The organism is Mesorhizobium sp. B2-8-3, from assembly GCF_006440815.1.
In the GTDB taxonomy this organism is placed as follows: Bacteria; Pseudomonadota; Alphaproteobacteria; order Rhizobiales; family Rhizobiaceae; genus Mesorhizobium.
The window spans coordinates 17654-42351 of sequence record NZ_VFTW01000038.1; the positions used below are offsets into that span (position 1 = coordinate 17654).

Sequence of the window (24698 nt, forward strand, 5' to 3'; positions counted from 1 at the left end):
GTCCCGTTGAGCCAGATTCCGGTTGTGGCGCCGGCTGCGATAATCCGCCCGTTGGCGATCGAGGCAACGACGCATTATAAGGTGCCTGAGGTGTTGCTAATGTTTGGTCGAATCGCGGCTTTCGTCCTGTGCCCGGCGCTGCTTGCAGCGGGCGGCTGCGTGCGCAGCGACGACGGCACGGTGATCGTTCCCAACCGGATGGATGTCAGGCGTGTCTGGGACGAGGCGCCGCCGGGAACGACCGGGCCGCGGCAGATCGCGTCGGACGTCTTTCCTCTGCCGCCAGGCCCGCCGCCGGGCCCGGCCGTCCGGCGCTACCCCAGGCGCGCTTCGATGACGCCATCCCTGAGCCAGGACATGCCGGACGAGTCTTCCGGCGAGCAGAGACCCCTCGCCTGCAGGAATGTCGGCGAAAACGGCAAGCGCTACCGGGTCGTCTGCGAATAATGTTGCCTGGTCAAAATAGCCAGGCGGCCCTGCCGCAAGGCAGGGGAAGATGGCCCGATCAATTCGCGGGGAAGAAGGCCGGCCCGACCACGCGCACCGGCTTTGCATCTGCCGGGACAAGCGCCTCGGGCTGCGCGATCGAGCTGGTCGCATCCGCTCCCGCGCCCTGAGCACCGCTCGATGGAATCTCCGAGACCGTGCCCATGTCCGGCCTTGATGTCGGCAAGGGAATGATGGCGTTTTCCATGTTGCGCGGCCTCACCGTGCGCGCCCTGAGCTCGGCCACTCGCTGGGAGTAGCGCTTGAGGTCGCAGGCCTTGAACTCGGCGGCATCGCGATAGCGGAAGGCGGTTGGGAGTTCGGTATAGGGCTTGCGCGTCTCGACCGCGACCATCTGGTCGGTCTCAAGGCTCGGATCGCTCAGCGTATAGAGATCGACACCCGCATCGTCGCAGATGTAGCGGCATTGATCGACCGTATCTTTGAGGTCCCCGCCTCGCGCGAATTGCGAATTCGGTGCAGGGAAGAAATAGCCGTCCGAGAGGCGAACGCAAAACAGCATCGCATTCCCGCCATATGCCGGGGTGGAAGCCTCTGGGTTGGACGCCTGCTGCTGCGGCGCCTGCTGCCGCTTGGGAGCCCCCTGACAGCCAAGCGCCACGTATCTCGCCTGCAACCCGGAGGAGTCGCGGCCGGAATTGCCGATGCTGGCGATCCGGCGCTGCACCTCGGTCCGATTCCGGGCAAGATCCGCGCAGGCATTGAAGAAGCCCCCGACGGCGCCGACGGCGCTGCAGCGGCGCTGCCTCTCCAGCCCCTGGATCGCGGCGAGCTGGCGCCGCAGTTGCCCAAGCTCGGGGCTCGCCGCGTCGCGGCCACCGGACAGGATCTGGCTTCTCAGCGCCGAGCAAGAATCGGCATAAGAAACCTGCGTCATCGCCAAGATCGCCATGACCACCAGCAATGATATCTTAAGAAGCCGCAACCTCGTCATCGGGCGCCACCCCTGTTCGAAGATTTAATTGATACAAGCTAATTGAGAGATAACTCATATACACAAAGCTTAGCCGGGAACTCACCTATATGATTCAAGTGTTACGCCAAAGCTTGTGAAGCGAATATTACGCTTTCATTTCAAGATTGAGACAGTAGCCGAAAAACCATTTTCAGGTCGGCCAAAGCAGGGCCGCTGCGCGATCACGGACTGCTGATGAAACCTTTGACCGGCGATAAACGTTGTTGGCGTTGATGTGAGCCGCGCAGTGCAGAGGAGACTGAAGATGTCCATTCACTTCACCGTCTCTGGCTTGACCAGGAACCTGATCCATTCTCTTGGGCTGGATCATGAGCAGGCGCCGAGACCCCTTACCCCCGAACAAAGCCTTCTGCTGGATTGCTACCTGGCCGGGCAGATCCCGGACTCCGCCTGGAACGATTACGTCTTCGAGATGCCGGAATTGGAAAAACACGCCCAGGTCAGACGCGCACGCGGTTGACTTGAGCGCGGCACGGCCGGGCTCGGCGCCTTAGAGGACTTCCAGGAAAGTGCGAGTGGCTAAAGCGCGTCGCCTGAATCCGTTTCAGCGCGACGCGTTTTAGGTCTTCGGCGAGTTGAACTGCAGCGTGAAGACGTTTCCGGCAACGCCTTGCGCCAGCGACGGCGAAAAGCTGAGCGGCAGGCAATCGTTCAGGGCCTTGGTCGCCGCATCGACATAGGCCTTGCGCGCCTTGTCGTCGCCGCTGACATGGATGGCGGTCGTCCTCGGCGGCCCGATCAGCGTGCCGTCGCGCTTGAAGCTGAAGCTGAGCGTGACGGAGGAATTGTCGGAATTGGCCGGCGGTGTCCAGCAGGCGAGCAACGCGGCGCCGACCTCGTTCATGCTGCTGAGCGACGCGGCGGCCGATGGAAACGGCGCGATCGACAGCGCGCCCGCCATCATCAAGGATCTTGCCATGTTCATCGCGGATTCCTCGTTGCCATCGCTCAACCGCCTGGCGGCATCGTACGACCCATGACGGAGATGACAATAGGCTTTCAACCCGCCCGTCGGCGCCGCAATCATACTGTCGTGATTGCGGCGCCGACGGCCGCGAAAAAAAGCAAAAGGCCGGCACGGAGCCGACCTTTCCCTTGCCTCGTCATGGCGCCAGTACATCCGTGGTCGCGGCGAGGACTGCGACCAGTAGACAGGCCTTAGGTAAACGAAACCTTAACCCCGAGGAACTGCTACGCCCTGGCCTGCGATTTCACATGCGCGATGTAGCCGCGCACGTCGCCGGCGGGTTCGGCATAAGCCTTGCCGAGCTTCTTCTCCAGCGCCGCCATATACTCGTTCGCCCATTTGGGCAGCACGTAGTCGATGACCGCCAGGAATTCGAGCGTTGCCGCCAGCCTTATATCGGCGATCGACGGGTTGTTGCCGCCGATGAACGGTTTGCCGTCGCGGAAGAAGGAATGAAACACCTCGAGCGGCTCCGCGATCGCAGCCATCGCCGCCTTCTGCGCTTCCGATTTCTTGTCGGGATGGGCGTCGCCGTGGCCGACCTCGCCGGCATATTGCGGGAAGCCGAGGGCCGGATACGTCGCGCGCGCGACATACGGATAAAGTGTGCCGACCAGATAGAACATGGCGCTGTCGATCATCGCCCGCTTGGCCGGCGCCTTCGGATAGAACTTATCCAGCCCGTGCTTGTTGGCGAGATACTGCATGATGGCGCAGCTTTCCCACAGCACGCCGCGCGGCAGGCCCTTATCCTCGATCATCGGCGTCAGATGCGCCGGATTGCGCGCCAGGAATTCGGGCGAACGCGTTTGGCCCCAGGCATCGGTCTCCGTCGGATCGAGCCCGGCCGCGCGCGCGAACACCCGCACCGTCATGTTGTTGACGCTCGGCCTCAGCACGCTGAGTTTCACGCCGGGCTTCTTGGCCGGCTTCGCTTTGGGCGCCGCTTTTGCCGCCGGCTTTGACGCCGCCTTGGCCGAAGCTTTGGCGGCCGGCCTGGCCGCCGCTTTCGGCGCCGCCTTGGCCGCGGGTTTCTTTGCACTCTTCGCTGCAGCTTTTGCCATGTCGGTCCTCCCTGACCCGTTAATAAGGATTTTTAGCCGCCCTGCTTTCCGACAGGGTTTCGCGTGACCGCTCGACCAGCGCCTGGATGGCGTCGGCCAGATGCAGTTCGGCGATGTTGTAGTCGCCGCGCGCCACGCGGATCTTGTGCGCCTCCATCAGCACGTCTGCAGGGGTGAAGCCGGCCGGCGGTTCGAAGCGGTAGGAAGCAAGCTCGACCAACAGCCCCAGCGGATCCTCGAAATAGATCGAGTCCATGAAACCGCGATCCTTCACACCGCTGTGCTTGATGCCGCGCTCGTCGAGCCGCGCGACCGCCTGCAGGAAGGTGACCCGCGATACCGAGAACGCGATGTGGTGGACGCAGCCGATATCGGTCGGTGTCCGCCGCTTGACGGGGACCCGAGTCTCGTCGGTGAAGACCGTAATCAAACGCCCGTCGCCCGGATCGAAATAGAGATGGCTTTCGCTCGCCTTGTCGAGATTGGGCTGTTCGAAGATGAAAGGCATGCCGAGCACGCCCTCCCAGAAGTCGATCGAGGTCTGGCGCCCGGCGCCGACCAGCGTGATGTGATGAACGCCTTGCGACTGCAGCTTCCGCATTGGCTCCTCCCCGCCTGCACTTGCGCCTTGCCGGTTTCCAGGTGCCTGGCCGCGCTCGGATCAGCCTCGGCACGCGACCACCGCCCGGTTCTCGTTGCACTCCGCATTCCGCATCCTGTCGGATCGCGGCCGGAGCGCGATGAGGGGATGCTAATTCAATCCGGGACGTTACGCCAGAAGCGCCGCCGAGCCTTCACTGCGCTTGCGAGCCGTTGCCGCCGTCGGCGATGATGCGGATCGATCGCCGCTGTCCGGTTTGGATTCGGATGGCGGCCAGGCACTCACTCGATTCATGACCCCAGTTCTGCCCCTTGCAGGCGAAGTCGATCCCCGATCGGGGAACGATGCGCCGCTCTTTGCCAGCGGTGTTGACGGCAAGCGGGTCCGGATCACGCGCGGCGGAAGAGGTAACGCTCGATAGCCAACCGATGGCGATCAGCATCAGACAACAGCCGCATCCGATCAGGACGGCCATTCGCCACTCGGGGATCCCCCTCAGCGGCCACGGGGAACGGCTCTCTGTCGCGTTCATCTCACTCACCCACACTTTGCCCGCCGATCTCGAAGCGCGCGCGGGCGCCGCCGCGGGCGTCTCGATCCTCAGGTCAGGATCCACGCCACGGTCCTCCCGGCATCGGCCGGCACACCTCCGATTCCGGCGGACAGATGAGGCGAAATGGCACCGAGCGGCACATCCAGGATGTGCGCGATCGCCTTGAGGGTCCGGGTGGAGGCCGTCTTTCCGGAGCGCTCTATCTGCGACAGCATGCTCGGGGTTATTCCGGCTTGGGCGGCGAGTTGCCTTCCGCTCAGGCCGCGCAGGACCCTGACGGCGCGAACCGGGTTCTCGCCGGCGGCGATCCTGTCGAGGACGCGCTTGGGCAATGGACTGTTGGGGGCAGGCTCATCGAGCTCGCTCACACCCGCCATCGCGGTCCGCTTGAGTATGCGGAACTGGGATTCCGGCAGCACGACCATGCGCTCTTTCGAGCCTGGGTGCTTGATGAATTGGACGTTTAGCTTCATGGCGACCGGCGTTCGGGTTTGGCTTGCTGCGCGGCTCGAGACGGAGCCTCGATTACCTGAAAATAAAAAGCACGAAGATCAGAAATGAGATCGACAGGATCGCGGCTACGGACAGAAGCGCCAATATCTGAAAGCTGATCGGCAACTGCCGAAACCGTCTCCACGTCCACGGTTCCTTTTCCCAGTGCTGAAATCGCGGCAACCCCAGCTCCCTCGGCCTGAGCCCGTCGTGCCGGCGAACCGGACGAAGATCATCGTTTCAAACCACGTCGACAGGTTGCCGATGTCGACGACCTTCGACATAGCCCCTTTGGCGGGGGCGTGACATCTGTCGAAAGTCAGGGGCGATGATGACGAAAGTCATATTCGTTTGCGGCCGGTTCGGGCTTACGTCAAAGTGGACTGCCGCGCGCTGCGGCTGTTTTTGCGAGAACGAATGATCGATATCGGCACAGAATTACTGCCGGCCGCGCAAGCGGAAGTCATCGGGCTTGCTGTTTTGCGGGCCGACAGGACAGTTCAGCAAAAAGTGGGGCGCCTGGTCGAGTGGCTCCCCGCCCTTGGAGCGGACTGCTGCCTGTGCACGCTCCTGGTCGGGATGGAAGCCGAGATGGCGGCCTTGTCCGAGGGACGCCGCGATCTGATCGCCTTGTCGGGCGTGCGGGCCGAATTGCCGGGGCTGGACCGTCCCGTCACCGCGGTCATCCTGTGGAATGGCGATCGATCGCACTACGTCGTCATCGCGATGCCCGACTTCACCGCGCGCCAGGCCGAGATCATGTTCGAAAGCGAGCGGCGCGCCCGACGCTTGATGGAGCAGCAGCTCGAAGCCGCCAATTCCGAGGTGCGCTTCGCCTCGCTCGCCCGCACCCGCCTTCGCCTGGCGCGCGACCTCCACGACACGCTCGTGCATTCGATCGTCGCATTGCTGACGCAAATCCGGCTGACCAGGCATTTCCTGGCGACCGATCCAGCCCGCGTTTCGGACGGGCTCGCGGTTGCCGAGGAAGCCGCGATAACCGGCTTGGCGCGGGCGCGCGACGCCATCGCCCGGCTCAGGATGCCCGACGACCTCGAACCGGGTTCGGATGTCGAGAAGATGCTGTCGGACTTCGCGCAGCAGACCGGCATCGAGGTCTCCATGCAAATCGCTGACGGAGCCCGCCCCGGGCTGCAGGATCACGAGACGACGGTTCGGCGCATCGTCGGCGAAGCGTTGCGCAACGTCGAGGCGCATGCGAAGGCGCGACGGGTCCGGTTCGACGCGGCCGTGGAAAGAACCGAAGCTGGCGCAAGACTCATCGTCGATGTCCGCGACGACGGACGTGGCTTTGACGGGACCGTCCCCAAACAGGGACATTTCGGGCTGATTGGAATGGCCGAATTCGCCGAGCTCGCGGGGGGGCAATGCGCGGTGGAAAGCGCGCCGGGGGCGGGCACGCTGGTTCGGACATCCCTTCCCCTGACCGTGCCGGCAACGAACGACCGGTCCGGCATCGTGGGTGCGTAGAAAGTTGGGGGTGTAGCAAGATGACCGATCCGCGCCTGAAATCCGAAAGGATACGCGTGCTGATCGCCGAGGATCAGACATTGATCCGGGAAGGCCTTGCCACGCTGCTTGCCCAGCAAAACGACGATTTCGAAATTGTCGGCGCCGCGGCCGACGGCGAGCAGGCGATCGAGTTCGCGCGCCGGTACCGCCCGGACGTCGTCCTGATGGATCTGCAAATGCCGCGCGCCGACGGCGTCACGGCAACCCAGCGTATCCTGCGCGAATTTCCGGGAACCGGCATCGTGGTCCTGACCACGTTCGAGACCAACGACCTGATTTTCGAGGCTGTCAGCGCCGGAGCCAAGGCCTATCTGCTGAAGGACTCGAGGATCGACGAGATCGCGGCGACGATCCGGACCGTGGCGAACGGCCAATCCGCGCTTTCACCCGGTGTCGCCGCGAAAATTCTCGAGGAATTCAAGCGATTGCGTCCGCGGCACGCCCCGGCGAGCGCGTCGATCCGCAACGACCTGACCGCGCGTGAGAACGAGATCCTGAAACTGATCATCGAAGGCAAGAGCAATGGCGAGATCGGCGCGCAACTGCATCTGGCCGAGGGCACGATAAAGAATTACGTCAGCACGATCCTGGAGAAGTGCGGCGCCAAGAACCGGACCGAACTGGCCATAAAAACGATAGGCTGAACGACCGTTCGGTGCGCCGCGACCTTTGGGTTTCTCCCACCGGACCTGCCGGGCGATCGAACGCGCAAAAAGGCCCGCGGCTCCGAGGTTTTTGCGGGGAAGCCACGGGCAGTCTTGTTGCCCGCAAGCAGGGATACGAGCGCGTCGGCATGCCCGGCTTCCATCTCGGCCAACTGGGCTTTGACGGTCCGCATGGTGTCGTCGAGCCTCGTGAGCAATTCCGCGCCGATTTTCATTGTTTGAAGCCTTGCCCATGGTTCGCGCGGGCAGGCGGAACGCTGTGCCGGGGATTTCCGCTGGTCGGCCGCGAAGGCTCGCGGATCGAGAATCGACGCAAGGCTACGCAGGGTCGGAGGCGGCCGGGCCTGACCCGGCCGCCTCGGACGATCCCGCTATTTTCTCGCGAGCAGGTCGCGGATTTCGGTCAGCAACTGTACGTCGGCCGGCGGCGGTGCAGCGGCAGGCGCGGGCTTTTCGCGCTCCAGACGCTTGCGCATATTGTTCACGGCCTTGACCATCAGGAAGATAATAAAGGCAAGGATCAGGAAGTTCAGCACCACGGTGATGAAGCTGCCATAGGCGAAGACCGCGCCCTCTTTCTTGGCATCGGCCAGCGCGGTCGAATGAACGTTCGAGGACAGTCCGAAGAAGTAATTGTTGAAGTCCAGCCCGCCGAAAATCGCGCCGACGATCGGCATGATGATGTCGTTGACCAAGGAATCGACGATCTTGCCGAAGGCGGCGCCGATGATGACGCCGACGGCCAAGTCCATCACATTGCCCTTGGAAATGAATTCCTGGAATTCTTTCAGCATCCCCATCTCCTCTTAGCCCATTTGCCTGTTTGCACCGTCAGGCGAAGGCGTTCTCGCGCCTGAAATGCTTGACGAGCAGGTAGTAGAAGACCGGGCGGTGTTTGTTGCGGTTGGTGCGGCCGTACTGGTCGATGACCCTGGCGAGCCCCGCGTCCAGGCCGGCATCGGCCGTCAGCCCCAGTCTTTTGATGAGAAAGTTCTTCTTGACCCGTTCCAGCTCCTCCTTGTCCGAGGCCGAAACGGTGGATGCATCCTTGTCGTAGATCGCCGGACCGCAGCCCTTCGTCACCTTCGTCAAGAGATCCAAATCCGCCGTAAGGCCGCATTTGACCCTCAGGTCCGCCGCATATTTGCTGATCAGTTCGTCCTGCTTGCTCACACGCTTGCCCTCTCGTTTTCGGCTGGACAGCGACACCGCTGTCGAGTCGCGCGGCGTGGTTGCCGCAAAAGCCGTCTGGATTTGTCTTGCTGTCCGTCAGTGTCAGCCGCGGTGCGTCGCGAGCACCCCGTCGGGGCTGGCCTGGTCGACCGCGGCCGGAAGATGTTGCGCCAGGGCAGCGGCCACCTGGTCCAGCGGAATCCCGAACTGGCTCGCCAGTTGCTGAAGACGCTGGTCGCCAAGCGCCGCCTTGATCTCGTCGGGCGCGACGGGAAGATTTGCGGCATTGGTGCTCAGCCAGGATTCGACACGGTCGCCGAGACCCGACTTCTGCAGCATGGCAAGCACACCCTGATAACCGCCAACGCCGGTCAGCGCATCGGCCAGGAGTGACGAGCCTCCGCCCTGCTGTTCGCCTTGCAAGGCACTTTGTAGACTGTCCAAAAATCCCATCTGGAAACCTCCCGTCGAAAAATCACGTCCGCCGTCGCGCAGCGTTCCGGCGTGCTGATCTAGGCCGTTTCAAGGGGTTGCGGCACCTGACGAAGGTCAGGACCGGAGATGACGAAAGTCATATTCGGCAGCAGCCGGATCGCCCTCGAACCGGGCATCGCTCCTGGCAAGGCGGCTCCGCGTCTTTCCCGGTGCAGGGGCTGCTCGGCCTGCATTCGATTGAGCTCGGATTCGATTCAGCCCCGAAGGGCGACTGGCGTGCGAGCAGTCATTGCGATAGGTGACGATTGATAGGGCGGCACAATTGCCACGCTCGACGCGAGATAGCTCCCACAAAGGCAATAAGTCGATTGCCTGTCACACGAATTAGGATTTGATATAACGGTCGTCACCGTATCAGTGAGCGTGAGAACCGAGGAAAGAACATGAAAGCCGCCGAGCAAGCCGCAAAAGCCGCGGATGGAGCCGCATCCGCGAACGGATCCGAAGCCAAAATCCATGCCGAGGCGACGATCGACCAGGTTCGCAATCTCCTGTTCGGAGGCGCGCAGCGGTCGCTCGAAAGCAACCTTGCCGACCTGCGCGAGGAGATGCAGGCCACCATCAAGCAGCTCCAGGCGGACTTTGCCAAGGAGCTCGCAACGCTCCAGGCGCACGTCCTGGAACTGGAGCGGGAAACCGAACAGAAGCGGCTCGCCTCGCAAAGGGATATCGGCGCCGCGATTTCGGACCTTGGAGCAACCATCAGCGGGCTAGGGTCCGGGCGCGCGGGAAAGTAGCATGACGTCCGCCGCCGGCCAGAACCGTGAGATCGAGCAGCTTAGAAAACTGCTCTTTCAAACGGAGGCGGCGCGTCTCGAGGCGCTGGGCGCGGACGTCGCCCTGCTTCAGCAATACATCGGCAGCCCCGACCGTCTGGAAACGGCGACGGCAGACATATTGGTCGCCGCGCTGGAGCGCGCCGAAGTCGTTCGGCCGCGCGAGCTGGCGAACGTCATCGCGCCATCGGTAGTCTCCGCGATTCGCAGCGAGATCAGGAACTCGCGCGACCTCATGGTCGACGCGCTCTACCCGATCACGGGCAGGCTGGTCAGCGCGGCCGTGGCGAACGCCTTCAAGGAGCTCGTCGCGCGGCTGGAGCAGCGCCTCAACGCCCTGACATCGACGGAGCTGTGGATCGGGCGCGTCAAGTCGCTGGCGACCGGCCGGCCGATCAGCGAGTTCGTTCTGGCAAACGCCAGTCCGCCGCGCGTCAACCGGCTGCTGATGATCGAACGCGGCAACGGTCGCCTCGTCGCGGACTGGAAGCGCGAAGAGACCTCCGACGAGCGGGCCGACCTGCTGAGCGCGATGGTCGCGGCGATCCTGGAATTTTCCGTTCAGGCCCTAGCGGGGGAAGGCAATCTGCAGCAGCTCGATTTCGGCGGACGCGAAATCGTGCTTCGCGCCTCGCCTCGGTTCATCCTGGCCGCGGAATGCATCGGCCCCCTTCGCCCCGTCGACAATGACAGGATCAATTCGCTTTTCTTCGACACGATCGAGAACATGGATCGCGGCCTCGACTGCGACGCCGCCATGCTGGCGTCGCTGGCCGCCTCCATCGAAGCCGCTCCCGCCGCGGAGCGTAAAGCACGTCGGGCCGGAAAGGTCGTCCTGTTCGTCCTCGCGGCTCTCGTCGCCGCCGGGCTGGCATGGCTGGCGAGCGTCTATTTGACCCGCACGATGCTGGAGCGGCGCACCAACGATGCGCTCCAGGAACTGGCCGGCAAGCAACCGCTGCTGGAAACGTTTCCCCTGCGCCTGGATTTTGATCACCGCAATCGCAGCGTCTCGGTCTCCGGCATAGAGCCAAGCCAGGTGCAGACGGCTCCGCTGATCGACGCCCTGGCCAAGGCCGCAGCGCCCTATCGGGTCGTCGGCCGGATCGGCGTCGTGCCGGGCACGGAGCAGGTGGCGGCGCTCAGCGCCGACATCGAAGCCCTGCGGCAATCGGTGACCGGCCTCCAGGCGGGTATCGACGAAAACCACCAGGTGATCGCCGAGCTGCGGCAATCTCTTGCCGGCTTGCAGAAGTCCGCCGGCGAGACCGGCGAAGCGGTTGCCGGCCAGAAGCAGTCCCTCGCGGGCTTGCAGGCCCGCATCGACCAGACGCGCGGACCAAGCGAAGAAGAGCTGCGATCCCTTGCCGGCCTGCGGGCGGGCATTGATGAAACACGCGCGGCGCTCGCCGAGGAGACAAAATCCAGGAACCAGCAGTACGACGCCCTGCAATCGATGGTCGACAGCCCGGCCGAGCGGCTCAACCGCTTCATGGCCTCGACGGCAATTTTCTTTGGCACAGGCGACGCCTTCGCCGACGACAAGGAGGCTGGGCAGCAGATTGCCAATCTTGCCGGGCTTCTCGCCGGCAACGATCTAAGAATCCGTGTCGTAGGGCACGCGGACGATACCGGAACGGATGTCGCCAACCGGGTGGTTGCCCGCAAGAGGGCCGACCAGGTGGTGCGAAGATTGACCTCGCTCGGGATCGAGCCGTCGCGATTGTTTGTGGTGTCGCGCTCGTCATCGCTGCCGATCTCCGACGTGCCGAGCGAAGGCAACCGCCGCGTCACCTTCGAAAACGTGTTCCGCGCCGAGCGCCCTCAATGATGCTCAGCGCAAAGGTCATGCTGCTTGGCGACATGGGTGTGGGCAAGACATCCATCATGTACCGTCTCGTGCACGATCGTTTCGACGGCGAATACAAATCGACACTCGGCGTCGAGGTGCTGAGCTACGATGTTCCGGCCGATCCGGTTCGCGGCGGCGACACGGCGCGGCTTGTGCTGTGGGACACCGACGGCGATTTCGGGACGCGTATTTTCGACACCGTCTACGTCACCGGCGCGTCGGCCGCGATCGTCGTGTCGGACGTGACGCGCCCGCAAACCGTGACGCGCATGGTCGAGCTGGTCCGCAGCTTCGAGGCGAGATTTCCAGGCAGGCCATACCGGGCCCTTGTGAACAAGATCGATCTCGCCGAGGCCCCCGGCAGCGCCGAAGAGATCGGCCAGCTGCCGCGATCGAGCGTCAAGTTCGTGAGCGCCAAGAACGGCGAGGGAATCGTCGATGCCTTTGCCGAACTCGCCGAAACGATACGGCGCCGGCAGTTGTAGTTCGGCAAAAAGTTCGGCTTGTTTGATTGTCTTGGTACGCCCAAGGGGAATCGAACCCCTGTTCCCGCCGTGAGAGGGCGGTGTCCTGACCGCTAGACGATGGGCGCGCTCAAGAACCGGCTACATAGGCTGGCGGCCGGGAAAAAGCAACCGAGCAGATTCGCGAAAAGTGTCGTACGGTTTTCCGACAAGAATCTGCGACAAAACAAAAGTCCTAAGCGGAGCATTCATTGGCTTGCCGATGAGTGCTCCGCCTAGGGTTTCGACCGCTTCGCGCGCTTTGCTGGCCGCCACCGATCAGCCCTGTCGTTTCGGCTCGATCAGGTCCCAGAGATTGCCGTAGAGATCGGAAAAGACGGCCACCGTGCCGTAGGCCTCGAAGCGCGGCGCCTCGCGGAATTCGACACCCTTTGCGAGCATCGCCCGATGGTCGCGGGAAAAATCGTCGGTCTCGAGAAACAGGAAGACGCGGCCGCCGGTCTGGTTGCCGATGCGGCTTTCCTGCTCTTCGCCGAACGCTTCCGCCAGGAGCAGCCGCGCCCCATGGCCCTTCGCCGGCGCGACGGTGACCCAGCGCTTGCCGCCGCCGAGGTCGACATCCTCGCTCAGCACGAAGCCGAGCCGCTCGACATACCAGGCGACCGCCTCGTCGTAATTGGCGACGACGAGCGCCACGGTCGCGACGCTGCGGCGTTCGGCAAAGCCGCTCATTTGTTACGGATCGAGAACTGGCCGATGATGCGGCGTTCGGCGATGTCGTAGACGAAGATCGAACGGCTGCCGTCGGCAAGCTCGGCATCGATCGACAGGCGGTTGCCGGAGAGCGACTGGCTGATCACCTTGGCGCCGACGGGCAGCACAATGTCGCCCGACAGCGGCGCGCCGGCCGGAGCCTGGACATCGCCGGCGGGCGCCGCCACCGGCGCGTTGCGGGCTTTGTAGACAAGCGCCCCGATCACCACCATAAGGGCGAGGAACAGTAGGCCGAGATTGACGATCATGAAGCGGACGAGCTTGCGGCGCACGTTCTCGGCCGCGGGGTCGAGCGGCTTTTCCTCATCTTCTTCGGCGATTGGCCGGGCCATGGCTAGACAATCCGCAACGGTTTTCGATGAGCGCTCATAACGAAGAGACCCCGATATTGATAGAGGACGAATTGGCGGACGAGGAATTGGCTGCTGGCGAAGCCGTCGTGCTGGAAACCGGCGCCGACGCCGCCGGCCAGCGTCTCGACCAGTGGCTTGCCGCCCGGCTCGGGCCGGAGCTCTCGCGTAGCCGCGTGCAGGCGCTGATCAAACAGGGCGCGGTCTCCATCGCCGGCAGGCAGGTGCTGGAAGCCAAGCGCAAGCTGATCGCCGGTGAGCGGATCGAAATTCTGGTGCCCGCGCCGGAGCCGGCCGAGCCGCAAGGCGAGGACATTCCCCTCGACATCCTCTACGAGGACGACGAGCTGATCGTCATCAATAAGCAAGCCGGACTGGTCGTCCATCCCGGCGCCGGCAACTGGACCGGCACGCTGGTCAACGCGCTGATCCATCATTGCGGCGACAGCCTGTCCGGCATAGGCGGCGTCAGGCGGCCGGGCATCGTCCATCGCCTCGACAAGGAAACCAGCGGCGTCATGGTCGTGGCCAAGACCGACCGCGCGCATAAGGCGCTGTCGGAGGCCTTTGCCGACCACGGCCGCACCGGCGATCTCGAACGCGCCTATCTGGCGCTGGTCTGGGGCATTCCGCAACGGCCGACGGGCACCGTCGACGCCGCGCTCGGCCGCGCCGCCGATCGCATCCGCCGCGCGGTGGTGCCGGAAAGTCGTGACGATGCCCGCCATGCCGTCACCCATTTCAGCGTCGTCGAGCGCTTCGGCGAAGGACAGCAGGCTTTCGCCACCGCAAGCCTGGTCGAATGCCGGCTGGAGACCGGCCGCACCCACCAGATCCGCGTCCACATGGCCCATATCGGCCATCCGGTGATCGGCGACCCGGATTACGGGCAGGCCTTCCGCACCAAGGCCAACCGGCTGCCCGAACCCTTGAAAGCCAAGGTCAGCGCCTTTCCCCGGCAGGCCCTGCATGCCTGGCTCCTTGAATTCCGGCACCCGACCACCCATCTATCGATGAGGTTCGAGGCGCCAATACCAAGGGACATGGAGGAATTGGTCGGCGGCTTCCGCAAGCTCTGAAACCTGCCATTAAGACGCTTCAAACCGACCATCAAAAAACCTGACTGGCGTTGTTCACTTCAGCGTGACACACTGTTTCGTGTTGAACAAATGCTGTCTTTTCTGGTTTTGTTCCTATATACACAGGTTGTCGCGGATGAGCCTTTGGCATCCGTGACGAATGCCCGCCGCTTTTCGGGGGCATCCACTCCAAAGAGAGAGGGGCGCTATCATGGCCCAATCATTACCCAGTATCGTTTCCGGTGAAGGCGGTCTCGCCCGTTACCTGGAAGAAATCCGCCGCTTTCCGATGCTTCAGCCGCAGGAAGAGTACATGCTCGCGAAACGCTACGCCGAGCATCAGGACACCACGGCTGCCCACAAGCTCGTCACCAGCCATTTGCGGCTCGTCGCCAAGATCGCCATGGGCTATCGCGGCTACGGCCTGCCGATCGGCGAGGTGATCTCGGAAGGCAATGTCGGCCTCATGCAGGCCGTTAAGAAATTCGAACCGGAGCGTGGTTTCCGGCTCGCCACCTATGCCATGTGGTGGATCAAGGCCTCGATCCAGGAATACATCCTGCGCTCGTGGAGCCTGGTCAAGATGGGCACCACCGCCAACCAGAAGCGTCTATTCTTCAACCTGCGCAAGGTGAAGGGCAAGATCCAGGCGCTCGACGATGGCGACTTGAAGCCCGACCAGATCGCCGAGATCGCCACCCGCCTCAACGTTTCCGAGGCGGAAGTGGTATCTATGAACCGCCGCCTGTCGGGCGACGCTTCGCTCAACGCCCCGATCCGGGCGAGCGAGGGCGAGTCCGGCGAATGGCAGGACTGGCTGGTCGACGACCACGAAAGCCAGGAAGAGATGCTGATCGAGCAGGACGAGCTGGAAAACCGGCGCTCCATGCTGTCGGGCGCTCTGTCCGTGCTCAACGACCGCGAGCGGCGCATCTTCGAGGCGCGTCGCCTCGCCGAAGAGCCGCTGACCCTGGAAGAGCTGTCGGCCGAGTTCGACATCAGCCGCGAGCGCGTGCGCCAGATCGAGGTACGCGCCTTCGAGAAGGTGCAGGACGCGGTCAAGGCCGCCGCCAAGCGCCAGATCCAGGCGCTGCGCACCATCGAGGCGCAGCCGGCGGCGTAAAGCCACCGCGCATTGAGTAGCAAAACGGCGGCGCCAGAATCTGGCGCCACCGTTTTTATTTGGCGAAAGCGGTGGCGCGCCCCCTTCTCCCGTCGCTATGCCAGGAGAAATGCCCGGTTCACCCTCCGCAGCCGCAGCGGAGGATGGGCAGCAATCAGGGGCAGCGCCGAGGCTGCGAGGTTGTCAAGTCAGAACAAACAATCGGACCGGGGAGCAGGCGCGCGCTCATCTTCGACCGCCGCGCCGCCCCTCATCCGCCCTTCGGGCACCTTCTCCCCGTTTAACAGGGAGAAGGAAAAAGGCTCATCACGCCGAAGGCTGCTTCGTCTTGCGCAAATACGGCAGCACCGTCTCGTACGCCCCGAAGCGCTTGATCGCGTCCTCATTGGAGACGGCGGCGGTGATGATGACGTCGTCGCCCTGTTTCCAGTTGGCTGGCGTCGCCACCTGGTGCTTGGCCGTCAGCTGGATGGAATCGATGACGCGCAGGATCTCGTCGAAGTTGCGGCCCGTGGTCATCGGATAGGTCAGCGCCAGCTTGATCTTCTTGTCCGGGCCGATGACGTAGACCGAGCGCACGGTGGCGTTGTCGGCCGGCGTGCGGCCCTCAGAGCTGTCGCCGGCGCCCGCCGGCAGCATTTCATAGAGCTTGGCGACGTGCAGGTCTTTGTCGCCGATCAGCGGATAGTTCACCGTCTGGCCGGTAGCGGTCTTGATGTCGGCCTGCCATTTCTCGTGGCTCGACACCGGATCGACGGAAATGCCGATGATCTTGACGTTGCGCTTTTTGAAATCGCCTTCCAGGCCGGCCATGGTGCCGAGCTCGGTGGTGCAGACCGGGGTGAAGTTCTTCGGATGGCTGAACAGCACCGCCCAGCCGTCGCCGATCCAGTCGTGGAACTTGATGGTGCCCTGCGTAGTCTCGGCCGTGAAATCCGGCGCGATATCGTTGATACGAAGACTCATGACCTATCCCTACCCTTTTTTGTGAAACCGCCGGCGCACCCCCTTTCGGCGGTGGCCGGACGTTAGTTCTAGCACCATGAAGGTAGGGTTCAAACGCCGGGAGTAGGAAGCTTGCCCATGGCAGGCGAAAATTTTTCGCCGTCGCCCGCAATTGGAGGCAGGATTTTCGATTTACCGCTGGCGCCGGGCGCTCAGGCTTTCTTTAGCGCGAGCGTCGCCGCGAGATCTTCCATGCGCTGCGCAAGCGCGCCGAGCGCCGTTGTGAGCACGCTGTCGCTCTTGTCGGCTTTGGTCAGCGCCTCGTCACGCGTCTTGCGCAAGGTCAGCACTTCGCTCTCCATGCCCTTGACGCGCTTGGTGAGCTCCGAAAGTTCGTCCATCACCATGATGCCGGCCATGACGGTAAGCCGCTGGTCGCCGATCTCGCCGAAGGAATCCTTCAGATGCGAGACATAGCGGTCGAAGCGCTCGGCAAGGTCGATCAGGTGCTCTTCCTGGCCCTCGTCGCAGGCCATGCGATACTGTTTGCCGTCGATGGAAACGGTGACCTGTGCCATTGCCTTACCTGTCCAGAACCGCGCGGATGGTTTCCATGGCGGTCACCAGCCGCCGCGACACTTCCTTGTTGGCATCTTCCAGACGCTCGGCGCGCGCTTCGGAATTGTCGAGCTCCTGCGCCAGGCGCGAACGGTCGGCGTTCATGCGCTGCACCTCGGCCTCGGCTTCCGAGTAATCGCGCTCATGCTCGAGCTTCGCCGCCACGGCGTTTTCCAGCCCTTCCATGGCCTTGCCCAGCCTGGCGATGACTTCCTTGAGGGTCGTTTCCCCGGTCATGGCCTCGTCCTATGCCCTGCCCATCACCGAATCGCGCGCGTTCAGAATGCGTTACCTCGGAAAGATTAGGCACCGGGTGAAGGGCGCGTCAACAAAGCTCTCGCGACTGTCCCCCGCTATCGCTAATGTAAGGCGCTCGATGCCATCACAAGCCCGGCAAAATCCGCCCCGATTTGTTGACTAAAAGGCCGTGCCTGCTATGTGTCCCGGCATCCTTTTCCAAGGGTTCTCCCAAGCTCCAACCCACTTCCGGAGGAAGCATGACGTCGCGTGAACAACATGATCGGATGGCCAACGCGATCCGTTTCCTTTCCATGGATGCCGTCGAGAAGGCGAACTCCGGTCACCCCGGCCTGCCGATGGGCTGCGCCGACATCGCCACAGTGCTGTTCAGCCGTTTCCTGAAATTCGACGCCAAGGCGCCGCACTGGGCCGACCGCGACCGCTTCATCCTCTCCGCCGGCCACGGCTCGATGCTGCTCTATTCGCTCCTCTACCTCACCGGCTATGAGGACATGACGATCGACCAGATCAAGAATTTCCGCCAGCTCGGCTCCAAGACCGCCGGCCACCCGGAATACGGCCATGCCGCCGGCATCGAGACCACTACCGGCCCGCTCGGCCAGGGCCTGGCCAATTCGGTCGGCTTCGCGCTCGGCGAGCGCATCATGAACGCAGCCTTCGGCAACGACCTCGTCAACCATTATACCTATGTGCTGGCCGGGGACGGTTGCCTGATGGAAGGCGTCTCCCACGAAGCCATCGCGCTGGCCGGGCATCTGAAGCTCAACAAGCTGATCGTCTTCTGGGACAACAACAACATCTCGATCGACGGCCCGGTCTCGCTCGCCGACAACACCGACCAAGTCGCCCGCTTCCAGGCGTCCGGCTGGAACGCCAGCCACATCGATGGCACAGATCCGGAAGCGATCGCCTACGCCATCGAGGCGGCGCGCCATTCCGACAAGCCGACCATGATCGCCTGCAAGACCACCATCGGCTTCGGCGCCCCGACCAAGGCAGGCACCAACAAGGCGCATGGCTCGCCGCTGGGCGCCGAGGAAATCGCCGGCGCGCGCAAATTCTTCAACTGGGACTCGCCGCCCTTCGAGATTCCGGCCGACATCCTCGATGCCTGGCGCGCCGTGGGTAAAAACAGCACCAAGGCACGCACCGACTGGGAAGGCCGTCTGGCCAAGGCCGAGCCGAAGCTGAAGGCCGAGTTCGAGCGCCGCCTTGCCGGCAAGCTGCCGTCGAACTTCGATGCCGTCATCGCCGATTACAAGAAGAAGCTGTCGGCCGACAAGCCGAAGGTCGCCACCCGCAAGTCGTCGGAAATGGCGCTGGAAGTCATCAACGGCGCCGTGCCGGAGACCATCGGCGGCTCGGCCGACTTGACCGGCTCCAACAACACCAAGACCAGCCAGACCAAGAACATCACGCCCGACGATTACGGCCAGCGCTATGTCCACTACGGCATCCGCGAGCACGGCATGGCGGCGGCGATCAACGGCCTGACACTGCATGGCGGCCTGATCGCCTATGGCGGCACCTTCCTGTGCTTCTCCGACTATGCCCGCCCCTCGATGCGCCTTGCCTCGCTGATGGGCATCCGCTCGATCTTCGTCATGACGCATGACTCGATCGGCCTCGGCGAGGACGGCCCGACCCACCAGCCGGTCGAGCATCTGGCGGCGCTGCGCGCCATCCCGAACCACAATGTCTTCCGCCCGGCCGACGCGGTCGAAACCGCCGAGTGCTGGCAGATCGCGCTGGAATCCGAAAAGACGCCGTCGACCCTGGCGCTGACCCGCCAGAACCTGCCGACCGTGCGCACCGAACACTCAGCGAAGAACCTCTCCAGCCAGGGCGCCTACGAACTGGCCGCCGCCAGCGGCGAGGCCGTGGTGACGATCTTCGCCACCGGCTCCGAGGTCGAGATCGCCCTCGGTGCGCGTGACCTGCTCGAAAAGCATGGCCACCCGACCCGCGTCGTCTCGGTGCCCTGCTTCGAGCTGTTCGACCAGCAGAGCGAGGACTATCGCAAGAAAACGATCGGCGACGCCAAGGTGAAGGTCGCGATCGAAGCCGGCATCCGCCAGGGCTGGGACCACCTGATCGGCATCGACGGCATCTTCGTCGGCATGCACGGCTTCGGCGCCTCGGGCACGATCGAACAGCTCTATCCGCATTTCGGCATCACCGCCGATGCCGCGGCCAAGGCGGTCGAAGCCCGTCTGCATGGCAAGTAGGAATTGCCTCGGGCCTGGCAACACCGATTGGCGGTTTTGCCGGGCTGGACCAACCTAATCGATTTAAATGCGACGTTCTGCGGCTGGATTCTTGTGCCTTCCGCCGTTATGAAACTGCGGACCCATCCGCTTTCCAGCCCCCAAGGGAGAGAACAATGACCGTCAGAGTTGCCATCAACGGATTTGGCCGCATCGGCCGCAACATCCTGCGCGCCATCCACGAATCCGGCCGCAAGGACATCGACGTGGTCGCCGTCAACGATCTCGGCCCGGTTGAGACCAACGCGCACCTGCTCCGCTATGACAGCGTGCATGGCCGCTTCCCGCATGAGGTTTCGGTCGACGGCGACCAGATCTCCGTCGGCAAGGAGACGTTCAAGGTCACCGCGATCAAGGACCCGACCCAGCTGCCGTGGAAGGAGCTCGGCGTCGACATCGCGCTCGAATGCACGGGCATCTTCACCGCCCGCGACAAGGCCGCGGCTCACCTGACCGCCGGCGCCAAGCGCGTCATCGTCTCGGCCCCGGCCGAAGGCGCCGACCTCACCGTCGTCTACGGCATCAACCATGACAAGCTGACCAAGGACCACATCGTCATCTCGAACGCGTCCTGCACCACCAACTGCCTGGCGCCGCTGGCGGCCGTTCTGCACGAGACCGTCGGCATCGAGAAGGGCATGATGACGACGATCCACTCCTATACCGGCGACCAGCCGACGCTGGACACCATGCACAAGGACCTCTACCGCGCCCGCGCCGCGGCGCTCTCGCAGATCCCGACCTCGACCGGCGCCGCCAAGGCGATTGGCCTCGTTCTGCCCGACCTCAAGGGCAAGCTCGACGGCATCTCGATCCGCGTGCCGACCCCGAACGTCTCGGTCGTCGACCTCAAGTTCATCGCCAAGCGCTCGACCACGCCGCAGGAGATCAACGAGGCGCTGATCGCCGCCTCGAAAGGCAAGCTGAAGGGTGTTCTTTCCGTCACCCATCACCCGAACGTGTCGATCGACTTCAACCACGACCCGCATTCCTCGATCGTCGCGCTCGACCAGACCAAGGTGATGGACGGCAACTTCGTTTCGGTGCTGTCCTGGTACGACAACGAATGGGGCTTCTCGAACCGCATGGGCGACACCGCCGTCGCCTTCGGCAAGACCATCGCCTGATCGTAGCTTTGCTCCGCAGTTTGAAACGCCCGGCCTCGGCCGGGCGTTTTTTTATTGGCCGGCTGAGCCAAAAACCACGCCGTTGCCTTGCACTGGTCATGTCTTCGCCCCACTCTCCGGTAAAGCGGAAAACAGAGGGTTTGGGAGGGGGCAATAGCGGATGGAGCATGCGATCTATCTCGTGACGCTGGTCGGTACGGCGCTCATTGTCGCCGCAGCGTTTTCGAGCCTGATCGCCTTCCGCTTCGGCGCTCCCTTGCTGCTGCTCTTCCTCTGCATCGGCCTCGCCACCGGCGTCGACGGCCTCGGCATCGAATTCGACAATGCGCGGCTGGCTTATTTTGCCGGCTCACTGGCTTTGGCGATCATCCTGTTCGATTCCGGTTTCGGCACGCCGCTCAACGCGCTCAGGCAAGCAGCCGGGCCCGCGCTGTCGCTGGCCACGATCGGCGTTATCCTGACCACAGCCATCTTCAGCGCCGCCGCTTCCTATGTTCTCAAACTCAGCTGGCTGGAATCCTCCCTGCTCGGCGCCGCCGTCGCCTCCACCGACGCGGCCGCCGTCTTCTTCCTGCTGCGCGCCGGCGAAATCCATCTGCGCGAGCGCGTGCGCGCCACGCTCGAGGTGGAATCCGGCACCAACGACCCGATCGCCATCTTCCTCACCATCACCCTGGTCGAGATCATCGCCGCGCATGCCAACCCGGAAGCCAATGTGCTGGCCACCAATCTTTTGCTCGGCTTCCTCGCCAATATGGGGCTCGGCGCCGTCATCGGCGTGCTCGGCGGCTTCGGCATCGTGCGTCTTGTCGAGCGGCTGAACCTCGATCACGGCCTGCTGCCGATCTTCGTGCTGACGCTGTCGCTGATGGTGTTCGCGGCGGCCGGCGCCATCGGCGGCTCGGGCTTCCTCGCCGTCTACCTTGCCGGGCTGATCGCCGGCAATTCCGATATCCGCGCGGTCACTATCCTGAAGCGTTTCCAGGACGGCATGTCGTGGCTGGCGCAGATCATCATGTTCCTGATCCTTGGCCTGTTCGCCACGCCCTCGCAGTTCCCGGCGATCCTGGTGCCGGCGATCCTGCTCGGCCTGTTCCTGATCTTCGTGGCGCGGCCCTTGGCCGTCTGGCTCTGTCTGATCCCGTTTCGGCTGCCGCGTCCCGAGGTCGCCTTCGTCTCCTGGGTCGGCCTGCGCGGCGCGGTCTCGATCCTGCTCGCCATCACGCCGCTGCTCGGCGGCCTCGAGCATGGCCGCCTGATCTTCAACGCCGCCTTCATCATCGTGCTCGTGTCGCTGGTGGTGCAGGGCTGGACGGTCGGTCCGCTGGCGCGGCGTCTCGGCCTGATCGTGCCGGCCCGTCTTGGGCCGCTGGACAAGGTGGAGCTCGAATTGCCGGGCTCGGCCCATCATGAGCTGCTCGCCTATCGCGTCGCACCCGGCAGCCCGGTGGCGCGCGGCGAGCGCATCCCGCGCTGGGCAAGGCCCTCGCTGGTGCTGCGCGACGGCCGCTCAATGCGCTTCCAGGACATGGGCCGGCTTGCGGCCGGCGATCAGGTCTACATCTTCGTGCCGGACCGCTACCCGCGCCTGCTCGACAAGCTTTTTGCCAGCCGCGCCGTGGTCGACCCCGAGGATGCCGACTTCTTCGGCGCCTTTGCCGTCGATCCTGCCCGCTCCGCCGCGGAGCTGGAAGCCGCCTACGGACCAGGCCTGACCGAAGCGGAACAGAAGCTCACCGTCGCCGCGCTGGTATCGGAGCGGCTCGGCGGTCATCCCGAATATGCGGACCGCGTGGTGATCGGCCCAATCGAGCTGATCGTGCGCGATGTCGATGAGAAAGGCCGGATCGCCGGCCTTGGCCTATCTTTCGAGCCGACCGCGCCGGTCGCGCGCGTGCCGGTGTTCATGAGCGCCGGCGAGATCGGCGACCGCATCGCCGCGCTCGTCCGCAACTGGCGCAGGCCGGCGGAAAAGCAGGCGGCCGACGACGTGCCGATCGGCACCGTGGCGCCCGAGCCGGACGGGCGGAAGGCAACCGGCGAAGGCTGATATCTCACGCCGACATCATTTTTGCGCGCGCGCTATCGACGCGACCCTTGCATCGTCCTTCGCGCCGGGTAAGGTCGCCGCGTTTTCGCTAAAAAGGAACGACCATGGCCGGCTTCAAGACACTCGACGATATCGGCGCCGTCAGCGGCAAGCGCGTGCTTGTGCGCGTCGACCTCAACGTTCCCGTGGCCGACGGCAAGGTGACCGACGCCACCCGCATCGAGCGCATAGCGCCGACCATCGCCGAGCTCTCGAAAAAGGGCGCCAAGGTCATCCTGCTTGCGCATTTCGGCCGCCCCAAGGACGGCCCATCGGCCGAATTCTCGCTCGAGCCGATCGCCAGGGCCACGGCTGAGGTTCTCGGCCGTCCGGTCGGCTTTGCCGCCGACTGCGTCGGCGACAAGGCGGCGGATGCCGTCGCGGCGATGAAGGACGGCGACGTCCTGCTGTTTGAAAACACCCGCTTCTACAAGGCCGAGGAGAAGAACGAGCCGGCCTTCACCGAAAAGCTCGCCGCCAATGGCGACATCTATGTCAACGACGCCTTTTCCGCCGCGCACCGCGCGCATGCCTCGACCGAAGGCCTGGCGCGTCATTTGCCGGCCTATGCCGGCCGCACCATGCAAGCCGAGCTCGACGCGCTGGAAAAGGGCCTTGGCGATCCGGCACGGCCGGTCGTGGCCATCGTCGGCGGCGCCAAGGTTTCGACCAAGATCGACCTGTTGATGAACCTCGTGAAGAAGGTCGACGCGCTGGTGATCGGCGGCGGCATGGCCAACACGTTCCTGGCCGCGCGCGGCACCGACGTCGGCAAGTCGCTCTGCGAGCATGACCTTGCCGGCACCGCCAAGCAGATCATGATCGAGGCGGCGGAAGCCGGCTGCGCCATCATCCTGCCCGCCGACGGCGTCGTGGCCAAGGAATTCAAGGCGGGCGCGTCCAGCGAGACCGTCGCCATCTCGGACGTGCCGGCCGACGGCATGATCCTCGATGTCGGCGCAAAGACCGTACAGAGCGTCAACGACTGGATCGACCGCGCCGCCACGCTGGTCTGGAACGGCCCGCTCGGCGCTTTCGAGATCGAGCCCTTCGACCGCGCCACGGTGGCGGCGGCAAAGCATGCGGCAGCCCGCACCAAGGCGGGCAACCTTGTGTCGGTCGCCGGCGGCGGCGACACGGTGGCGGCACTCAACCATGCCGGCGTCGCCGACGACTTCACCTATGTCTCGACCGCCGGCGGCGCCTTCCTCGAATGGATGGAAGGCAAGCCGCTGCCCGGCGTCGAGGTGTTGAAGCGGTAAACAGTCAGAGACCAGGCAAAGTCCGCGCGGCTTTCAATCGATTCTAGCTTTCCGGCGTCATTCCTTTGGCGGTAGTCTTCTGCTAGCGCGGAACAAACGCAGCGTAGGAGAGCACCATGAGCGAACGTCTCGAAGATATCGCCGCCGCGATCGTGGCCGATGGCAAAGGTCTTTTGGCCGCTGATGAAAGCTCCGGCACCATCAAGAAGCGCTTCGACGTCATCGGCGTCGAATCGACCGCCGACAACCGGCGCGACTACCGCGAGATGATGTTCCGCGCCAAGGAGGCGATGACGAAGTACATCTCCGGCGTCATCCTCTATGACGAGACCATCCGCCAGAAGGCTGCCGACGGCACCCCGCTGGTCGATATCATCAAGGCGGCAGGCGCCATCCCGGGCATCAAGGTCGATCTCGGCGCCAAACCTCTGCCGAACTTTCCCGGCGACACCATCACCGAGGGCCTCGACGGGCTGCGCGAGCGACTCGCCGACTATTACAAGCTCGGCGCCCGCTTCGCCAAATGGCGCGCGGTGATCGACATCGATACCGGCAAGGGCGTGCCCTCGGCCAATTCGATCGCCTCGAACACCCACGCGCTGGCCCGCTACGCCGCGCTCTGCCAGGAGGCCGGCATCGTGCCGATCGTCGAGCCGGAAGTGCTGATGGACGGCGCCCACTCGAT

At 63.9% G+C, this 24698-nt stretch carries 29 protein-coding genes and 1 tRNA gene; 14 read left to right on the forward strand and 16 right to left on the reverse strand.

Annotated features, from left to right (window positions below; all coding sequences use genetic code 11):
• Positions 1–99 precede the first annotated feature (99 nt).
• Positions 100–447 (forward strand): hypothetical protein, encoded by a 348-nt coding sequence (locus tag FJ418_RS30185; RefSeq protein WP_246683275.1) that lies wholly within the window; start codon positions 100–102, stop codon positions 445–447.
• Positions 448–505: 58 nt separating this feature from the next.
• On the opposite strand, the gene FJ418_RS30190 is transcribed toward FJ418_RS30185, so the two are convergent.
• A complete protein-coding gene (locus FJ418_RS30190) occupies positions 506–1384 on the reverse strand; it encodes a DUF2865 domain-containing protein (protein WP_246683276.1) in 879 nt (292 codons plus the stop codon).
• Between the two features lie 343 nt (positions 1385–1727).
• On the opposite strand from FJ418_RS30190, the gene FJ418_RS30195 reads away from it, so the two are divergent.
• Complete coding sequence (locus FJ418_RS30195; RefSeq protein ID WP_140647904.1) at positions 1728–1943, forward strand: hypothetical protein; 216 nt, start codon at positions 1728–1730, stop codon at positions 1941–1943.
• 99 nt (positions 1944–2042) lie between these two features.
• On the opposite strand, the gene FJ418_RS30200 is transcribed toward FJ418_RS30195, so the two are convergent.
• From FJ418_RS30200 to FJ418_RS32130, 6 genes are all read right to left on the reverse strand, one after another.
• Entirely contained in the window at positions 2043–2402 is a 360-nt protein-coding gene (locus tag FJ418_RS30200; RefSeq protein WP_246683279.1) for a hypothetical protein, read from the reverse strand.
• A 272-nt stretch (positions 2403–2674) separates the two neighbouring features.
• Complete coding sequence (locus FJ418_RS30205; protein WP_140871866.1) at positions 2675–3514, reverse strand: glutathione S-transferase family protein; 840 nt, start codon at positions 3512–3514, stop codon at positions 2675–2677.
• Between the two features lie 19 nt (positions 3515–3533).
• Positions 3534–4115, reverse strand: a complete 582-nt coding sequence (locus FJ418_RS30210) for a VOC family protein (RefSeq protein ID WP_140871868.1) — start codon at positions 4113–4115, stop codon at positions 3534–3536.
• Positions 4116–4308: 193 nt separating this feature from the next.
• Complete coding sequence (locus tag FJ418_RS30215) at positions 4309–4590, reverse strand: hypothetical protein (RefSeq protein WP_140871870.1); 282 nt, start codon at positions 4588–4590, stop codon at positions 4309–4311.
• A gap of 125 nt (positions 4591–4715) precedes the next feature.
• Positions 4716–5093 carry a helix-turn-helix transcriptional regulator gene (locus FJ418_RS30220; protein ID WP_181167149.1) on the reverse strand — a complete coding sequence of 126 codons (378 nt, stop codon included), beginning with the start codon at positions 5091–5093 and terminating at the stop codon, positions 4716–4718.
• Between the two features lie 44 nt (positions 5094–5137).
• On the reverse strand, positions 5138–5311 hold the full coding sequence (locus tag FJ418_RS32130) for a hypothetical protein (protein WP_181167150.1): 174 nt from the start codon (positions 5309–5311) through the stop codon (positions 5138–5140).
• A gap of 266 nt (positions 5312–5577) precedes the next feature.
• Here FJ418_RS32130 and FJ418_RS30225 point away from each other — a divergent pair, with 266 nt between their 5' ends.
• Positions 5578–6651 (forward strand): histidine kinase, encoded by a 1074-nt coding sequence (locus FJ418_RS30225; RefSeq protein ID WP_140871872.1) that lies wholly within the window; start codon positions 5578–5580, stop codon positions 6649–6651.
• Positions 6652–6707: 56 nt separating this feature from the next.
• A complete protein-coding gene (locus FJ418_RS30230; protein ID WP_246683277.1) occupies positions 6708–7337 on the forward strand; it encodes a response regulator transcription factor in 630 nt (209 codons plus the stop codon).
• Between the two features lie 392 nt (positions 7338–7729).
• Here FJ418_RS30230 and mscL read toward each other — a convergent pair whose 3' ends face one another.
• From mscL to FJ418_RS30245, 3 genes are all read right to left on the reverse strand, one after another.
• Positions 7730–8152: a large conductance mechanosensitive channel protein MscL gene (gene mscL, locus FJ418_RS30235; RefSeq protein WP_140871874.1), complete on the reverse strand. Its 423-nt coding sequence runs from the start codon at positions 8150–8152 to the stop codon at positions 7730–7732.
• A gap of 37 nt (positions 8153–8189) precedes the next feature.
• Positions 8190–8531 (reverse strand): DUF2853 family protein, encoded by a 342-nt coding sequence (locus FJ418_RS30240; protein WP_140647912.1) that lies wholly within the window; start codon positions 8529–8531, stop codon positions 8190–8192.
• 102 nt (positions 8532–8633) lie between these two features.
• Positions 8634–9026 carry a YidB family protein gene (locus FJ418_RS30245; RefSeq protein ID WP_281407594.1) on the reverse strand — a complete coding sequence of 131 codons (393 nt, stop codon included), beginning with the start codon at positions 9024–9026 and terminating at the stop codon, positions 8634–8636.
• Between the two features lie 383 nt (positions 9027–9409).
• On the opposite strand from FJ418_RS30245, the gene FJ418_RS30250 reads away from it, so the two are divergent.
• The 3 genes from FJ418_RS30250 to FJ418_RS30260 are packed head-to-tail and all read left to right on the forward strand — an operon-like array spanning position 9410 to position 12139.
• Positions 9410–9763, forward strand: a complete 354-nt coding sequence (locus tag FJ418_RS30250; protein WP_140871876.1) for a hypothetical protein — start codon at positions 9410–9412, stop codon at positions 9761–9763.
• 1 nt (position 9764) lies between these two features.
• Positions 9765–11633: an OmpA family protein gene (locus FJ418_RS30255; protein ID WP_140871878.1), complete on the forward strand. Its 1869-nt coding sequence runs from the start codon at positions 9765–9767 to the stop codon at positions 11631–11633.
• The gene (locus FJ418_RS30260) at positions 11630–12139 is read left to right on the forward strand and encodes a GTP-binding protein (RefSeq protein ID WP_246683278.1); all 510 of its coding nucleotides are present in this window, start codon (positions 11630–11632) and stop codon (positions 12137–12139) included. Before FJ418_RS30255 ends, FJ418_RS30260 begins: the two co-directional genes overlap by 4 nt.
• 32 nt (positions 12140–12171) lie before the next feature.
• Here FJ418_RS30260 and FJ418_RS30265 read toward each other — a convergent pair.
• The 3 genes from FJ418_RS30265 to FJ418_RS30275 form a co-directional block, all read right to left on the reverse strand.
• Positions 12172–12246, reverse strand: a tRNA-Glu gene (locus FJ418_RS30265).
• Between the two features lie 190 nt (positions 12247–12436).
• Positions 12437–12850 carry a VOC family protein gene (locus tag FJ418_RS30270; RefSeq protein ID WP_140871880.1) on the reverse strand — a complete coding sequence of 138 codons (414 nt, stop codon included), beginning with the start codon at positions 12848–12850 and terminating at the stop codon, positions 12437–12439.
• Complete coding sequence (locus FJ418_RS30275) at positions 12847–13224, reverse strand: fimbrial protein (RefSeq protein WP_140871882.1); 378 nt, start codon at positions 13222–13224, stop codon at positions 12847–12849. Before FJ418_RS30275 ends, FJ418_RS30270 begins: the two co-directional genes overlap by 4 nt.
• A gap of 26 nt (positions 13225–13250) precedes the next feature.
• On the opposite strand from FJ418_RS30275, the gene FJ418_RS30280 reads away from it, so the two are divergent.
• Positions 13251–14321 carry an RluA family pseudouridine synthase gene (locus FJ418_RS30280; RefSeq protein WP_140871884.1) on the forward strand — a complete coding sequence of 357 codons (1071 nt, stop codon included), beginning with the start codon at positions 13251–13253 and terminating at the stop codon, positions 14319–14321.
• Between the two features lie 211 nt (positions 14322–14532).
• Entirely contained in the window at positions 14533–15444 is a 912-nt protein-coding gene (gene rpoH / locus FJ418_RS30285; protein WP_140647889.1) for an RNA polymerase sigma factor RpoH, read from the forward strand.
• A 306-nt stretch (positions 15445–15750) separates the two neighbouring features.
• Here the strand turns inward: rpoH and FJ418_RS30290 are convergent, their stop codons facing one another.
• From FJ418_RS30290 to FJ418_RS30300, 3 genes are all read right to left on the reverse strand, one after another.
• A complete protein-coding gene (locus tag FJ418_RS30290) occupies positions 15751–16410 on the reverse strand; it encodes a peroxiredoxin (RefSeq protein ID WP_140647888.1) in 660 nt (219 codons plus the stop codon).
• A gap of 191 nt (positions 16411–16601) precedes the next feature.
• The gene (locus tag FJ418_RS30295; protein WP_140647887.1) at positions 16602–16967 is read right to left on the reverse strand and encodes a cell division protein ZapA; all 366 of its coding nucleotides are present in this window, start codon (positions 16965–16967) and stop codon (positions 16602–16604) included.
• Between the two features lie 4 nt (positions 16968–16971).
• Entirely contained in the window at positions 16972–17244 is a 273-nt protein-coding gene (locus tag FJ418_RS30300; protein ID WP_023763725.1) for a DUF4164 domain-containing protein, read from the reverse strand.
• Between the two features lie 260 nt (positions 17245–17504).
• Between FJ418_RS30300 and tkt the strand changes: the two genes are divergently transcribed.
• From tkt to FJ418_RS30325, 5 genes are all read left to right on the forward strand, one after another.
• Positions 17505–19496, forward strand: coding sequence for a transketolase (tkt, locus tag FJ418_RS30305; RefSeq protein WP_140871886.1), 1992 nt, complete (start codon positions 17505–17507; stop codon positions 19494–19496).
• Between the two features lie 155 nt (positions 19497–19651).
• Positions 19652–20662, forward strand: a complete 1011-nt coding sequence (gene gap, locus FJ418_RS30310; RefSeq protein ID WP_140704687.1) for a type I glyceraldehyde-3-phosphate dehydrogenase — start codon at positions 19652–19654, stop codon at positions 20660–20662.
• 160 nt (positions 20663–20822) lie between these two features.
• Positions 20823–22712, forward strand: coding sequence for a potassium/proton antiporter (locus FJ418_RS30315; protein WP_246677383.1), 1890 nt, complete (start codon positions 20823–20825; stop codon positions 22710–22712).
• A 104-nt stretch (positions 22713–22816) separates the two neighbouring features.
• Positions 22817–24013: a phosphoglycerate kinase gene (locus FJ418_RS30320; protein ID WP_140871888.1), complete on the forward strand. Its 1197-nt coding sequence runs from the start codon at positions 22817–22819 to the stop codon at positions 24011–24013.
• A 116-nt stretch (positions 24014–24129) separates the two neighbouring features.
• A partial coding sequence (locus tag FJ418_RS30325; RefSeq protein ID WP_140871890.1) for a class I fructose-bisphosphate aldolase occupies positions 24130–24698 on the forward strand: 569 nt, incomplete at its 3' end.

Excerpts from the sequence above, each read along its gene's own strand:
- FJ418_RS30250 (WP_140871876.1), top strand. The coding sequence starts at position 9,410 with ATGAAAGCCGCCGAGCAAGCCGCAAAAGCCGCGGATGGAGCCGCATCC.
- mscL (WP_140871874.1), bottom strand. The coding sequence starts at position 8,152 with ATGCTGAAAGAATTCCAGGAATTCATTTCCAAGGGCAATGTGATGGAC.
- FJ418_RS30290 (WP_140647888.1), bottom strand. The coding sequence starts at position 16,410 with ATGAGTCTTCGTATCAACGATATCGCGCCGGATTTCACGGCCGAGACT.
- FJ418_RS30295 (WP_140647887.1), bottom strand. The coding sequence starts at position 16,967 with ATGGCACAGGTCACCGTTTCCATCGACGGCAAACAGTATCGCATGGCC.
- FJ418_RS30205 (WP_140871866.1), bottom strand. The coding sequence starts at position 3,514 with ATGGCAAAAGCTGCAGCGAAGAGTGCAAAGAAACCCGCGGCCAAGGCG.
- FJ418_RS30215 (WP_140871870.1), bottom strand. The coding sequence starts at position 4,590 with ATGGCCGTCCTGATCGGATGCGGCTGTTGTCTGATGCTGATCGCCATC.
- gap (WP_140704687.1), top strand. The coding sequence starts at position 19,652 with ATGACCGTCAGAGTTGCCATCAACGGATTTGGCCGCATCGGCCGCAAC.
- FJ418_RS30320 (WP_140871888.1), top strand. The coding sequence starts at position 22,817 with ATGGCCGGCTTCAAGACACTCGACGATATCGGCGCCGTCAGCGGCAAG.
- FJ418_RS30315 (WP_246677383.1), top strand. The coding sequence starts at position 20,823 with ATGGAGCATGCGATCTATCTCGTGACGCTGGTCGGTACGGCGCTCATT.
- FJ418_RS30275 (WP_140871882.1), bottom strand. The coding sequence starts at position 13,224 with ATGGCCCGGCCAATCGCCGAAGAAGATGAGGAAAAGCCGCTCGACCCC.
- FJ418_RS30280 (WP_140871884.1), top strand. The coding sequence starts at position 13,251 with ATGAGCGCTCATAACGAAGAGACCCCGATATTGATAGAGGACGAATTG.
- FJ418_RS30260 (WP_246683278.1), top strand. The coding sequence starts at position 11,630 with ATGATGCTCAGCGCAAAGGTCATGCTGCTTGGCGACATGGGTGTGGGC.
- FJ418_RS30225 (WP_140871872.1), top strand. The coding sequence starts at position 5,578 with ATGATCGATATCGGCACAGAATTACTGCCGGCCGCGCAAGCGGAAGTC.
- FJ418_RS30190 (WP_246683276.1), bottom strand. The coding sequence starts at position 1,384 with ATGACGCAGGTTTCTTATGCCGATTCTTGCTCGGCGCTGAGAAGCCAG.
- FJ418_RS30270 (WP_140871880.1), bottom strand. The coding sequence starts at position 12,850 with ATGAGCGGCTTTGCCGAACGCCGCAGCGTCGCGACCGTGGCGCTCGTC.
- FJ418_RS30255 (WP_140871878.1), top strand. The coding sequence starts at position 9,765 with ATGACGTCCGCCGCCGGCCAGAACCGTGAGATCGAGCAGCTTAGAAAA.
- tkt (WP_140871886.1), top strand. The coding sequence starts at position 17,505 with ATGACGTCGCGTGAACAACATGATCGGATGGCCAACGCGATCCGTTTC.
- FJ418_RS30210 (WP_140871868.1), bottom strand. The coding sequence starts at position 4,115 with ATGCGGAAGCTGCAGTCGCAAGGCGTTCATCACATCACGCTGGTCGGC.
- FJ418_RS30200 (WP_246683279.1), bottom strand. The coding sequence starts at position 2,402 with ATGGCAAGATCCTTGATGATGGCGGGCGCGCTGTCGATCGCGCCGTTT.
- rpoH (WP_140647889.1), top strand. The coding sequence starts at position 14,533 with ATGGCCCAATCATTACCCAGTATCGTTTCCGGTGAAGGCGGTCTCGCC.
- FJ418_RS30195 (WP_140647904.1), top strand. The coding sequence starts at position 1,728 with ATGTCCATTCACTTCACCGTCTCTGGCTTGACCAGGAACCTGATCCAT.
- FJ418_RS30300 (WP_023763725.1), bottom strand. The coding sequence starts at position 17,244 with ATGACCGGGGAAACGACCCTCAAGGAAGTCATCGCCAGGCTGGGCAAG.
- FJ418_RS30185 (WP_246683275.1), top strand. The coding sequence starts at position 100 with ATGTTTGGTCGAATCGCGGCTTTCGTCCTGTGCCCGGCGCTGCTTGCA.
- FJ418_RS30220 (WP_181167149.1), bottom strand. The coding sequence starts at position 5,093 with ATGGTCGTGCTGCCGGAATCCCAGTTCCGCATACTCAAGCGGACCGCG.